This window comes from Undibacterium cyanobacteriorum, from assembly GCF_031326225.1.
In the GTDB taxonomy this organism is placed as follows: Bacteria; Pseudomonadota; Gammaproteobacteria; order Burkholderiales; family Burkholderiaceae_D; genus Undibacterium; species Undibacterium cyanobacteriorum.
On the sequence record NZ_CP133720.1, the window covers coordinates 908,066 to 920,863 of the forward strand.

General features: G+C 49.1%; 8 protein-coding genes. 2 read left to right on the top strand and 6 right to left on the bottom strand.

The features are described 5' to 3' along the window. Nucleotides 1–10: 10 nt before the first annotated feature. The 3 genes from RF679_RS03780 to RF679_RS03790 are packed head-to-tail and all read right to left on the bottom strand — an operon-like array spanning nucleotide 11 to nucleotide 5,110. Nucleotides 11–2,044: a TonB-dependent receptor gene (locus tag RF679_RS03780; RefSeq protein WP_309482886.1), complete on the bottom strand. Its 2,034-nt coding sequence runs from the start codon at nucleotides 2,042–2,044 to the stop codon at nucleotides 11–13. 17 nt (nucleotides 2,045–2,061) lie between these two features. Further along, entirely contained in the window at nucleotides 2,062–2,586 is a 525-nt protein-coding gene (locus RF679_RS03785) for a DUF6702 family protein (RefSeq protein ID WP_309482887.1), read from the bottom strand. Between the two features lie 28 nt (nucleotides 2,587–2,614). After that, nucleotides 2,615–5,110 (bottom strand): M1 family metallopeptidase, encoded by a 2,496-nt coding sequence (locus tag RF679_RS03790; RefSeq protein WP_309482888.1) that lies wholly within the window; start codon nucleotides 5,108–5,110, stop codon nucleotides 2,615–2,617. Nucleotides 5,111–5,404: 294 nt separating this feature from the next. On the opposite strand from RF679_RS03790, the gene RF679_RS03795 reads away from it, so the two are divergent. Together RF679_RS03795 and RF679_RS03800 are read left to right on the top strand one after the other, a co-directional pair. After that, on the top strand, nucleotides 5,405–6,247 hold the full coding sequence (locus RF679_RS03795; protein ID WP_309482889.1) for a transporter: 843 nt from the start codon (nucleotides 5,405–5,407) through the stop codon (nucleotides 6,245–6,247). Between the two features lie 246 nt (nucleotides 6,248–6,493). Continuing rightward, nucleotides 6,494–9,268 carry a coiled-coil domain-containing protein gene (locus RF679_RS03800; RefSeq protein ID WP_309482890.1) on the top strand — a complete coding sequence of 925 codons (2,775 nt, stop codon included), beginning with the start codon at nucleotides 6,494–6,496 and terminating at the stop codon, nucleotides 9,266–9,268. A gap of 59 nt (nucleotides 9,269–9,327) precedes the next feature. On the opposite strand, the gene cdd is transcribed toward RF679_RS03800, so the two are convergent. From cdd to RF679_RS03815, 3 genes are all read right to left on the bottom strand, one after another. Then, entirely contained in the window at nucleotides 9,328–9,744 is a 417-nt protein-coding gene (gene cdd, locus RF679_RS03805) for a cytidine deaminase (protein WP_309482891.1), read from the bottom strand. A gap of 265 nt (nucleotides 9,745–10,009) precedes the next feature. Next, nucleotides 10,010–10,588 carry a hypothetical protein gene (locus RF679_RS03810; protein ID WP_309482892.1) on the bottom strand — a complete coding sequence of 193 codons (579 nt, stop codon included), beginning with the start codon at nucleotides 10,586–10,588 and terminating at the stop codon, nucleotides 10,010–10,012. A gap of 39 nt (nucleotides 10,589–10,627) precedes the next feature. Beyond that, on the bottom strand, nucleotides 10,628–12,778 hold the full coding sequence (locus RF679_RS03815; protein WP_309482893.1) for a M56 family metallopeptidase: 2,151 nt from the start codon (nucleotides 12,776–12,778) through the stop codon (nucleotides 10,628–10,630). Nucleotides 12,779–12,798 lie beyond the last annotated feature (20 nt).

A 12,798-nucleotide genomic window follows, 5' to 3' on the forward strand; every position in this document is an offset into this window, starting at 1 on the left:
ATGTGATTTCTTAAAATGACTTCACTAACATCAGTCGGAATGAGCGTGGCTCGAGCGGATGAAAGTGGATGTCATCTTGTGGCTGAGATTCGCCCTTTAATTGCGAAGCATAGTAATAGTCAATCGCCGAATCTTTGCGATTGGCCAAATTGAAACCTTCTAGCTCTAGCTTGAGGCCGGGGTTGATTTTGTAACTGATTCGTCCGTTCAAGATGGCACTTGATTTTGACCGCACACTGTTGTCTTCCAACAGTGCCCGTGGACCAAAATAACGTAAGCGTAAGGCGCCCGACCATGGCCCAAGCTTGTCGAAGATGGCCGAGAATTGCACCACGCCTTCAATCGCGCCGACGATGCGGTCTTGCCCCGCAACTGCGTTTTTCCAACGGGCTTTGGCATAGGCCGCGTCGAGTTCAAGATTGAGCCAATTTTGTGCTTGATAGTAAGCCGATACTTCAATGCCATCACGGCGACTTGGCGCACCTGCTTCGGTGGTGCCTGCATCGCCGACGAAACTGAGTTCTGAATCGAAATCGAGGCGGTATAAGGACACGCTGGTCTGCACTTGCGGTATCAGTTCGCTACGTAATCCTAATTCTTTGCCATGTGACCGCACGAGGCCTGGCGATCTATCGGTTTTTTCAAGTGACTGCGGATCAAGGCGAGTTTGTGTCGCTCTTGCATCATTACTGTGAAAACCATTGCCAACGTTGATGAAAAACTCAGTCTTCCGCCAGGGGCCGAGAGCGATGTTGAAGTTCGGGCTGAATAATTGATCGCTCGACCTTCCCGAGTTCTCGACGCTATCGCTGAGTACATCGAAACGGTAATGATCGTAACGCAAACCGGCATTGGTGCGGAACACTTCGGACCAGCGCGTGCTGAGATCGAGATAAGTGCCAATACTCGTTTCGACAATATGATCAAGACGAACATTTGATAAGAGCGCTCGTTGTTTCGTCTTATTCAAACCATTAAAAATATTATCGTTTTGCAGTTGCGCGCCGATGGTGAGATCCGTGTTGTTGCCATTGATATGTGAGTGCCAAGTATGGCTGGCATTGAGGCCACTGGTCACGCGCTTATCGGGTTGACTGAACTGATCGCCATTGATGGGATCGTCCATAAAATAGGTGAAGTTCGAAAATAAATCGAGCTGTTTGTGAATCAGATAGGCACTAAACTTGGTGGCATCATCACTGCTCGTGCGGCGCCAGGTGCCGGATAGGCTATAGCGATGGGCCTCACCGCCATCGCTTTTGTCTATGCTATCGAATCGATTCAATTGGCCAGCGTCGACCGCTCGTAACGGAATCTGATCGGTTGCATTCCATTGGCCACGATACAGCATGGCAGTCAGGTTGTAGCCGTTGTTGGCAAAGCCTTCGGCGTAGCGTAAGACCGCATTCAGTTTACGAAATTGATCGCCTTTGATAAATGGGCCGTCATTGTGGGTCGCTTCAACAGCGTACAAGATATTCCCAGCGCCGAATTCAGGCGAGCCTGCCAGTAACGCGCGCTGGAAATTATTTTGACCGACAGTTCCAGTAAAAATATTTTGACTCAAACGATTGGCGTAGGTGATGGCGGCACTGCCAGCGGAGGCGAAGTCGCCATTACTGGCTGAGAAGGGACCTTTTTTATAGTCGATACGAGCGGCTAACTCAGGGATCAAGAAGTTCATATCGGTCCAGCCTTGGCCGTGCGAATGACTACGTTGATTCACAGGCATATCGTCCAACGTGGTGCGCAGATCGGTGCCGTGGTCGAGATTGAAACCGCGTAAATAAAATTGATTGGCTTTACCCTCGCCACTATGTTGACTGACGATGACGCCAGGAATTGCTTCTAACAATTCACCTGGGCGATAAGTCACCATGGCTTCGAGCTTCTTCTGACCGATAGATCCAGCGTTCGCTGCATCCAGTAGACCAAGTAAGCTGCTGCGAGAACCGTCGATACTGACTCGATGAATCACCGAGTCGTCGGCATGTGCAGGGAGAGCGAGCGCAGCAATGCTCAGTGCCAAAATGCGAAGTTTCATATCGAATGTAAGATTTTCTAAGGAGTGCTGGCGCGAGCAAGTTCAGCCAAGCTGAGTTCGCGTTGGTTGCGGTGGAAAGTTAAGGTTTGCACGGCTTTGTTGTTACCGTCGCTGTAGTTCAAAGTATTAACTTGATCAGCCAAGAAATCAGTCAGGACCGCTTGGTGAATGACGAAGTCTGATTTTACTTTTTGATTTTCGATCTCTTGGTAGATGAAAACATTATTGGGGTCGACGCGTAAGCCCAACCACGTGATTTTGAGCTTTTCTTTCTGCGGATTCAAAATGTAGAACTGCTTTTCGAAGTATTTCTTGAAAACTTCCACATCATCAGGATCGCTGAGATCAAATTGACGTTGATAGAGATTTTCAAGAAGTGCCTCAACATCATGCGCCATTAAGGTATGCACGATTTCAGTATTGCCACTACGAGGATTCATGCTGACATCAGTGATGCCAGCATGAAAACGATGGCCGTAAGCTACTGCACTCACCATCATGAGTGCAGTAACTAGGCCAATTTTGATGCGAGATAAAAACATTGAACAATTCAATTCTTATACGAATGCATCATTTTACTTCTTTTGCAGGCGCTTTCGCAGGCTTTGCAGCCTTTGGAGCTGCAGGTTTTGCAGCCGCTGGTGCAGGAGTTGCTGCCGGAGCTGCAGTAGCCGGTGCTGCGGCAGCCGGAGTTGCACTAGCGTCAGCTGGTTTAGCATCTTTTGCTGGATCTTTTTTGTCCGTGTTCAACGGCATTTTGTAATCCTGCATCATGTCGCCTTGTGGGAAATTCATCTTGAACAATTCAACACGTGACTTTGTAATCTTACGTGGCCATGAGTTGTTATTGGTGTCGATGTCCGCTGTTTCCAAATAAGGATCTTGAGTGATACCAACCATAGGTTCGTCTGTCACGATCAACTTTGTGAGCTTCTTGGAGTTGTAACGCCATACTTCTGCTGGAATGCGTTCAACATACTTCTTGCCACTTTGCAGTTGGATTTCCAAGATCAAAGGCATGACCAAGCCGCCGACGTTGGAGAAGTCAACCAAGTAGAAATACTTACCGGACTTGAGCATGGCTTTTTCGTTCTCTTCCAAGCTCTTCATCAGGTCGGCATAAGTATTACGATCACGATTCGTTACGGTGAAGTCATCGTGCTCGTTGTAGAAATCGCGCAACTCTGGATGAGAGTCAAGGCGACGTTCCAACTTGCCTTTGTCAGTTGCATTGGCTGTGGAGATTGGTTCCGCTTGGAACTGTGCACGACGCCATGCTTTTTCTACTTCAGGATCTTTGCTGGACATGGTGTACTCAACGATGCCATCGATACTGATATCGACAGGGTCTGTTGTGTAGAACCAACCGCGCCAGAACCAGTCGAGATCTGTGCCGGAAGCATCTTCCATGGTGCGGAAGAAATCAGCTGGTGTTGGTCGTTTGAACTTCCAACGTTGTGCGTATTCTTTAAAGGCGAAGTCAAACAACTCGCGACCCAAAATTGTTTCGCGCAAGATGTGCAAGCCAGCAGCTGGTTTGGCGTAAGCGTTTGGACCAAATTGCAAAATTGATTCAGAGTTGGTCATGATAGGCACTTGGTTTTGACTCTTCATGTAGTCAACGATGCCGCGTGGCTCACCGCGTGTGCCAGGATAATTTTCTTCCCAAGCTTGTTCCGCCAAGCTTTGCACAAAGGAGTTCAAACCTTCATCCATCCATGTCCATTGACGTTCGTCGGAATTCACAATCATTGGGAAATAGTTGTGACCCACTTCGTGAATGATGACGCTGATCAAACCGTATTTGGTACGTTTGGAGTAAGTCAACTCACCCGTTTTTTTGTCTTTGGTTGGGCGACCGCCATTGAAAGACAACATTGGATACTCCATACCGCCTTGTGGGCCATTGACCGATTGCGCGATCGGATATGGATAGTCGAGAGAGAATTTGTTGTATTGCTCGATTGTATGAATGATCGCTTGTGTGGAATATTGGCCCCACAAAGGATTCGCTTCTTTCGGATAGAAAGACATCGCTAAACCAGTGCTAGTACCTGTTTTGTAACCTTGTGCATCCCAGATGTATTTACGAGAAGATGCCCAAGCGAAGTCACGTACGTTCTTGGCTTTGAAGTGCCAGGTTTTGCTATCGGTAGCGCGTTTCTTTTCCGCTTCTTCCGCTTCTTTTTGCGTGACGATCACGACCGGTGTCTTGGCAGTGCGCGCCTGTTTCAAGCGTTCACGCTGTGTCGCGGTCAACACGGTATCGGCATTGGCCAATTCACCAGTAGCGGAAACCACGTGATCACTTGGTACTGTCAATTGCACGTCGTAATCACCGAATTCCAAAGTGAACTCGCCAGAACCCAAGAATTGCTTGTGCTGCCAGCCGTACACATCGTAGTAAGCGGCCATACGAGGGAACCATTGGGCGATTTCAAAGATGTCGTTCTTATCTTCTTTGAAGTGTTCGTAGCCATCACGGCCGCCGAGCAATTTGCCGTTGCCGATGTTGTAGCTCCAATCGATGCTGAACACGAATTGTTGACCTGGCTTCAAAGGCTGAGGCAAATCGACACGCATCATGGTGCGGTTGATAACGCGCTTGAGTTCTTGGCCATTTGCGCCTTTGACGGAGGCGATTTTGAAGCCACCATCAAAATTTTCACGTTCGTTCAAGACTTCCATGGCTTGGAAACTCACTGCGTTCGGATTTTTCCAAGCGTCACGTGACGGCAATGTACGTGTTTTATTGGCATCGGAATCTGGACGGAAAATATTCTGATCCAATTGCACCCACACATAGTTCAAAGTGTCTGGCGAATTATTGTGGTAAGTGATAGTTTCTGCGCCGGTAATTGCGCGCTTGGACTCGTCGAGTTTGGCACGAATGACATAATCAGCGCGTTGCTGCCAGTAGGCATGACCCGGTGCGCCAGATGCGGCGCGGATTGAGGTCGGGGTGGGTAGTAATTCGCCAAGTTGGGCGAATTTGTCTTCAATTTTGTCGGCGGCCATCGCCGACATGCTCATGCACAGAAGTGCAATCGAAACTGGCAAACGCATGGTAAGAACTCCAGAAAGTGGAAAAGGCGGAAAATTATTGCTTGCTTAGACGAAATTTTCACGGTTCTTTGAAGTGATGCGTCGGGAAAAGTTCCTCAAATGCTCCAAATAATCTTGGTTTCCTTGTGCTTATGCTAAGCGGCTACGGTGATATAGGGGAGTGAGTGTGGAATACCACGACTATCTGGCTTTTTCTTGAGAGATTGAGTAGCTTGGATTATATTTGTTGCGGATATTCAATATTGCTCACGGTAAAAAGTGAGCTTTTTAGTTCTTTTTTTGGGGAGACATGCAATGCCATCATTGTTAAAGCAAGGTGCAACACAATTTTGCCGTCGCTCGATCAGTGCGATCGGTCTCGCGCTCCTCGGCTTGAATGCTGCCTCAGTCTTTGCGCAAGAAGCTGCTAAAAGTGAACCGATTGCGACGGATCGTCCAGATTTTGTAGAGTCGGGTCAGGTCGTGGGTAAGGGGCGCTTTCAGTTTGAAACGGGTTTGAACTTTGACCGCAGTAAAGTCGATGGCGTGACGCTCAAGAGTGTCAGTAATTCCGCTTTATTGCGTTTCGGTGTCGCCGAAACTTTGGAATTCCGAATTGAGACCGATGGATTCATTCGCGCTACTGCTTCTGGCTACGGTACTTCCTTGAGTCAAAATGGTTTTGGCGACACTGCGCTCGGGGTGAAATGGCAGATGCAAGATGGTGATGGGGCGAGCGGTCGGCCAGCAATTGCTTGGCTGGTTCATGCGGATATGGCCAGCGGCTCCAAAGAGTTTCGAGGACAGGGCACTCGACCATCGATTCGTACTGTTTTCGAGTGGGAGCTTGCTGATGATGCTGCATTTGGCATTATGCCTGGGGTTATGCTTAATCGAAATGATGATGGCAAACGTTATACCATGGGCATCCTCGCGGCGACTTATAGTCGCCCCCTTACCGACGGTTGGCGCGGTTTTGTTGAGTTGTCTGGACAACAAATCCAGTCGCGTGCCAACGGTGGCAATGTGACTACTTTCGATTTTGGTGTGTCTCACTTAATTTCTAATGATGTGCAAGTCGATGCGTGGGTCTCCAAAGGACTCAGTAAGGCAGCGCCCGATATCGCCGCCGGCGTCGGGTTTGCGATTCGGTTCTAGTCTGTTATCGATCCGTTCACTTCTTCTTAAGTGCATCTCTAAGATTGCATTGCTGACCGCCCGATTCTTCGGAATTGTGGCGGGTAAGCTGCATTTCACTCGGGAGGTTATGCTTGATACCTCTTTATACGCGGAAATCCCAGCAAAATTCAGTAAAATGACGGATTGTTAAGTTGCCTCCTCGGTCGTTGTTCTAGCGCTCGGGTGAAATGATGTGCTCGCACATCTTGATCTGGAATCGCGTGTATGTTCAAACAAATCAAAGAAACTCTGTTCGGGAGCTCAAATTCGGGCTATGGGAAGTCTTCATCCAACGAGACTGAGTCGGGGCCAGATCTACGCCAACTGATGCGAAACAAACAGAATGAAGTTTCAAACCAGGTTTCACTTGAGAAAAATAGCCAGTTGAGTTTAGGTGGCGAAACTTTGATGCCGAGTTTAGAAGCGAATAGCACGCTGAGCAAACCGAGTGAGAGCGTGTTAGATCAGATTGATAAAGAATGGGAGCTGCAACAAGCCGCCTACGCTCGCGCCAAGATTGAACGAGACATGTTGATCGACGCGAATACACGTGCTGAATTTGAGCAAGAGTTGCTTTACAAAGTCCGTACTCGACTCCTCGCCGAAAAGCAGGCCGAGAAATTGGCGAAAGAGCGTCTTGAAAGCGAGCAAAAGGCTCTGCAGGTATTGCGGGAACGAGAAGAAGCGGAAAAGGCAAGCTCCGATCTAGAAAACTCGCGCACCAGTGCAGAGCAAAAAGCGTTGGAACTAGCGAAAGAGCGACACGAGTTGGAAGCTCGCGCCGCAGCTAAAGCCCACGCGCATTTGGGGGCAACTGAGCGTGCAGAAAAAACAGCGCTGGAGCGTCGCGATTTAGAAGAAAAAGCCGCCGCCGCGGCACGTGAAAGACAGCTGCAAGAAAATGCTTTGATCGCGGCTTCGAAAAGGCGTACTGAAGTGGAGCAAGAGGCCTTGGCTGCGGCTCAAGCACGTGAGGCTGAGGAACAAAAGTTACTCGAACTCGTGAATCAACGTATCGCCCAGGATCAAGCCGAACTTGTTGCGAGTACAGAACGTAAGCGACTCGATGCGAGTACGGAAGCCTTAGCGCGTGAACGTATCGCTAAGGAGCAAGAGGCCGCACAGTTAGCTCGACAAAAGGAACAAGAGGCTGAAGCGGAAATCTTGCAGAAGAATGCGACCATAGAAGCGGAGAATGCGCTCTTGAAAGCGGCGAGATTGAGTATCGCGGTTGAGCAGGAAGCCAAGGTCAAAGCAACTGAACGCTTAGTGGTCGGACGTGTCGCCGAGCAACGCGTGCAAGAACGCATCGCCGCGCAGAACGAAGCAGCACAGCTATTGCACGACAAAATGCAGTTGGAAACCGAATTAATGGAAGCTGCGGTCGCACTCTCTATGGCAGAGGACGAAGCTGAACGTAAAGCAAAAGAGCAGGTGATGCTCGAAGAACTGGCGGCGCAAAGAGCGGAAGAACGCGCCATGGCCGACCAAGAAGCTGCACAGCAAACGGCGCGACGTCAAATTGCCGAGGCTGAGCTGCTCGCGCAAACTGAGAAGCGTCGCGGTGCCGAACAGCTTGCTGCAGAAGCGGCCGCGCATCGTTTGGCTCAAGAGAAGGAGTTGGAGCGCTTGCAAGAGCAGAGATTGCACGAAGAGCGCGAAGCGGAACGTCTCGTAAAACAAAGGCAAGAGGATGACCTTGCTGTGATTGAAGCGGAACGTCAACGTCTGGCTCACGAAGAAGCTTTATTGGTCGCTGCCAGAGCCTTGGCTCAAGCTGAGGCTGCTGCGGAATATACAGCGCGTGAGCGTGTTGCCGCTAGCATCGCGGCACAACAACGCACACTGGAGCGACAACAGGCCGAGGCTGATGCGCAGCGTCTGTTGGAACAGAGGATCTTGACTGATGCGGAGTTGGTCAAGGTTGCTGAGAGTGAGTTACAACTCAATACACAAGTTGAAAACGATTTACAAAATCAGTTGGCCTTACAAAAACAGGCCGACGAGCTTGCGCAGCGTTTGCAAGTGGCTGAGCAAGAAAAACTCGCTAGTTTGCAACGCAAGCATGCGTTGAGCCAAGAGCTCGAAGATTGCCAAGTTGCAGTTGTTGAGGAAGAAAAAGTTTTGGCGCAATTACTGCAACAACGACAGCAATTAGAAGAGCAAGTGACGATCAGCGATACCGATTTCGAGCAAGCACTCGCGATTGCCGAGCAAGAAAAACAGCGCCTTGCACAAGCGCATCAAGCGATTGCGTTGGAACGCGACAATATTCAAAAGTTAAAGACCAAACTCAACTTGGAAAAAGAGGCGATCGTGATCGCCAAACAGACTGAGTTAAGGGAACAAGAAGCGCAAAGTTTGGCGCAGGAGCGTCTCAATATTGAACTCAGTTTGATCGAGCAAGAGAAAGAAAAACTGCGTGCGCAAGATGAGGTATTGCAAGCAGAAGAACGGCGTCGCGACTTCGAACAACAAGCTGACTTTGCAGCTGCAGAGCGGCAGCGTTTGCAGGAGCAAAGTGAGCTTGCGGAGCAAGAAATAGCGCGGCGAGTGCAGAGCGAACAGCAATTGCCTCTTGATATCGATCATGATGGAGCGCAGACTGCGAGTGAGCGCATTTCCGAACCGCGGTTAGGGAGTGAATCCGCACAAGAAGCCATTATTTCGCATGAAACGGCCTTGGTCACTTATGATGCAAAAGATGACTTCGAATTGTATCTGGAAACAGAAAATCGCCATCGTTCGCGTTCCAATATCTTGGTTGCTCTGGTATTGATCGCAATTGTTGCTGGCTTACTGGGCTACTATTGGTGGCAACAGAAAAATGCGGCAACGAAGACACCAATCAAGACCACACCGCAGAGCCAAGCTTTGAAGGCAGGTGGTTCGAGTGCCGCAAGTGCTACAGGCGCTGTACCCCAAGCCCCGGCCAACATTGAGCCGACTTTGTTCACCCCCAAACTTGATCGCAGCTTTGAGAAAATGCCTGCTCAGTAGAGCCCAGTTGGCCACCGCAATGAGCAGCGGTGGCTGAGTCGGTGGAGGCGACGCTGTTTTTAGGGTTGAGCGAGATGCCCTGGGTGAAAAGCGAGAGGAAGCAATGCGCCTGCCGTAGTTTCTAAGATTTCGCCTTGAAGGTTGCCGAGAAGGATGGCTAGATCTGGCCCACAGAGTTCAAATAGCACTTGGCGGCAAGCACCGCAGGGCGAGATGATTTGCTCTGTATCGGCGACTACTGCGATGGCCTTGAAATCTTCCAATCGATATCCGGCTGCGATGGCAGTGCCAATCGCGGTGCGTTCGGCGCAATGACATAAGCTGTAAGCAGCGTTTTCAACATTGCATCCATGAATGCAAGTGCCATCTCGTAACAACAGTGCAGCACCAACCTGAAATTGAGAATACGGTGCGTAAGCTTTGCTGCGCGCTCGAGTTGCCTCGGCAATCAGCGCGTGATTTTCGCTTGAGTTCATAATTTCCCGTGAGATCGTTAGTGCTCATTCTGTCAGCGGTGAAATGAGCGGACGGGCAGTGTAGCAGCTTCGTTTTTGTTTTGTCGATGAATTCTCGCTATCGATGGCGCTTAGAGACCCATCTAGCTCTATCAGCGTAGTGGGTATATTCGACGAAAGTTGATAATCGTGTGGCGCTTGAAATCAGCGCGTTTGACTTGCTGATTCAGATATCGCGAGACCTCGATCGATGTGAAGTTGCGACCAATATGGATCTTGCCGGCGATTACTGTGGGCTTGCTTCGGTGTATAAATGGCGCCGAAAGTTCAAATGTTGTTTGAATTTCTCGCTATTGCGTTTCCACTCGACATAAATGCCATTCGCTTGTTGAAGTGCGTTTTTCTCGTCGGCAATCAAGGCCTTGAACTCGTTGGCTTGAACGGTGTTAGGTTTGTATTCGCCATTCTTGTTCTGCTGTAGACGCGCCGTGTGCAACACTTGCGACCAACGATTACGGCACTCGATCCATCCATTCATTTCCTTGATCGCGATATTTTCCGAGTTTCTATCCATCGATACAGTAGGCAGCAGCGGCAAGCCACAGGTTTGGGATAGTGGACGCAAACGAAACTCTTCGTTGAACGAGGTACTTGCTCGCTTCTGTGTGCTGGGCTCGATCGGTTTCAACTCATCGGTATTTGGCTTTGCGAAAGTTTGGTAGCTTGGTGGTTTGGTGTCGAATAGATGTGTTGGTGCTGTCGTATTCTGACGATGAGCCAATATCGAAAAGAGGACAAAGCATAATGCACTAAGCGACAGTATGCTTTGTACGATAGTTTTAGAGCTTGGATTGTGATTGAACATACAAATCCGTCCCGCTTGGCAAATCTAGCTGAGAAAAAATTACTGGAAAAAATTCAAGTTATTGGAAATTAACTCAACCGAAGTATCAATTTTTACGAGCTTGGTATCGCGTAAGGCATTTTGTTCCGAATCTGTTGCGGCATTGAGTGCAATTCGCTTGAGTGACATCCAGTCTCGTGAGCGCGCTCCTTTAAATTGCTCGCGTGTGCGAGTTTCCCAATTCTGTTTTTCGATCATGAAGTCTTCGGCGATGAGGTTCGCAGTCAGGCGTATGGTTGCCATCACACGAATATTTCGATTGAGCGCTTTTTCAATTTCCTCATCAGTCATTATCCGGACGACGTTGTTTGGAAGTACTCGGTCGCTGACTTTGCTTGCATTCAGACGTTCACCATAGCGGTTGAAGCAAGTTGCGAACTCGTTGATCTGATAGATCATGAATTCAATATCAGTCGAGCTATTGAGTGTGGTGCTGAATTCAGGACGAACGCATTTCATTTCATTAAAATTCCAATCTTTGCCATCATATTGTTCGGTGTAATAGGCGATTTCATGGAGCTTGTTTTCGCGTTCATTGAGGATTGTCAAATACTTGTCAGCTGCGCTGAAGCCACTGGCGGAAGCGCGTTTAAACCATTCGCTGGCCAGCTGTGTGTTGGTCGCCACACCTTGACCACGCCAATACATTTCGCCAAGTGCTTGTTGCGCTTCAGCATTGCCATTCTCAGCTAAGTTCTGAAGTACTGTGCGTGCTTTTTGCCATTCGCGTTTATCCCGTAATCTTTGTGCTTCAGCGATGCTGAATTCCAGCCCATTTTCTACAGGAATTTCAACGGTGCTTTGGATGTTTGGAACGCTAAGTTGCTTGCTTGATTCAACAGATTGTTCGGTAATTTCACTTGGAAGCGGAATTTGCGATACCACTAATTCTGGCGCTTGAATTGGCTTGAGTTCGGGCAGTTCGTGTGGGGACATTGCTTGGTGATGAATTTCTTCAACAAAACTTTGCACTGTTGTTGCCGCAGTCGTTAAGCTGGGTAGGGCCTTTTCAAATTGAATGCGAATGCTCGGTGTGCTGTAAGTGATGGCTATCAGCGCGATCGCGAGCACGCTGAATTTCGCCCATTGTTCTGGACGCGATTGGGGTTTCGCTGCTCGGGTGAGAAGGTCTTGGTCTAATAGGCTTGAAATACGCTTGAATAAGGGGGAGCCTTGGCGCGACATCGCGAGAGCGAGATCTGGTGCGTTGTGGGCTTTTGCAATGCGAGCACAAGTGTATAAGGCTTCCGCTAACTCTTGGGGTTTACCGGAGGCATAAGCTGCGCGTTCATCACAGGCTAGCTCGGCGAGTAATTCCAATTTGCGAATGGCGACCTTGTGTAAGGGTTGAAAAAAGCAAATACGGTTGAGTGCCTGCATAGCCAAGCGCCATGCGGGATCCCTTCTTAGTACGTGTGCTACTTCGTGTGCAAGCATAGCATCACGTTGATCATCGTTCAGCTTGATATAGGCCCAGCGGGGGATGCAGATGGTGTTGTCAGGCGTCACAAACGGGCTATTCCATTGGTCACTGACTTTGAGTTGAATCCGACTTTGTTCGCGCTCTTCGATGCGATTGAGTAAACGTTTGAGAGCGCTTTTGTCCGCTTCTGGAAAATAGGCAGCAAGACGGTTTAAGTGGCGCGCCGATCGGTAGATCGCGAAACATCCTATGAACGCGATCAGTAGCCAAGTGTATATAAAGTACGAGGTGGTTGTGCGTACTGTGTGCGGCAATGATATTTCGAGTGGTGTCTGTTTAAAACTTTCAGCGTCAGCAAATAATGAAGTCGAGCGATCACTTTGGCTTGATTGGTTTGTGTTCGTTTCTGTGATCAAATTCTCGGGCAGTGGAAAACTAATGGTCGAGAGTTGTTGTGGGGGCGCATCAGATGTTCCGTGGTTTTTATCGAGTAGCAGTGGAGCATTATGCGAGGCGGAGCGAACTTCTGAATGCGATGCCAAATAGACTTGAGTACTGGCCGTCAGCAGCGCCCCGAACAAGGCAACTCGCCAGACCAATTCGGCGTTACGTGTTTTTGTGAGAAAGCCAGCTCGTTCTGATATGTAGGCGATCCCGATCAGAATGCTGCTGTGAACGAAATAAGTAAAGGCCCAGACTAACAACAGCGGTGAGTAATGTTCAAGCACGGCGTTATCCTTTAGTGTCG

What these genes read in the sequence shown, in the direction of transcription:
- RF679_RS03780 (WP_309482886.1), bottom strand. Translation starts at nt 2,044, where the DNA reads ATGAAACTTCGCATTTTGGCACTGAGCATTGCTGCGCTCGCTCTCCCT.
- RF679_RS03785 (WP_309482887.1), bottom strand. Translation starts at nt 2,586, where the DNA reads ATGTTTTTATCTCGCATCAAAATTGGCCTAGTTACTGCACTCATGATG.
- RF679_RS03790 (WP_309482888.1), bottom strand. Translation starts at nt 5,110, where the DNA reads ATGCGTTTGCCAGTTTCGATTGCACTTCTGTGCATGAGCATGTCGGCG.
- RF679_RS03795 (WP_309482889.1), top strand. Translation starts at nt 5,405, where the DNA reads ATGCCATCATTGTTAAAGCAAGGTGCAACACAATTTTGCCGTCGCTCG.
- RF679_RS03800 (WP_309482890.1), top strand. Translation starts at nt 6,494, where the DNA reads ATGTTCAAACAAATCAAAGAAACTCTGTTCGGGAGCTCAAATTCGGGC.
- cdd (WP_309482891.1), bottom strand. Translation starts at nt 9,744, where the DNA reads ATGAACTCAAGCGAAAATCACGCGCTGATTGCCGAGGCAACTCGAGCG.
- RF679_RS03810 (WP_309482892.1), bottom strand. Translation starts at nt 10,588, where the DNA reads ATGTTCAATCACAATCCAAGCTCTAAAACTATCGTACAAAGCATACTG.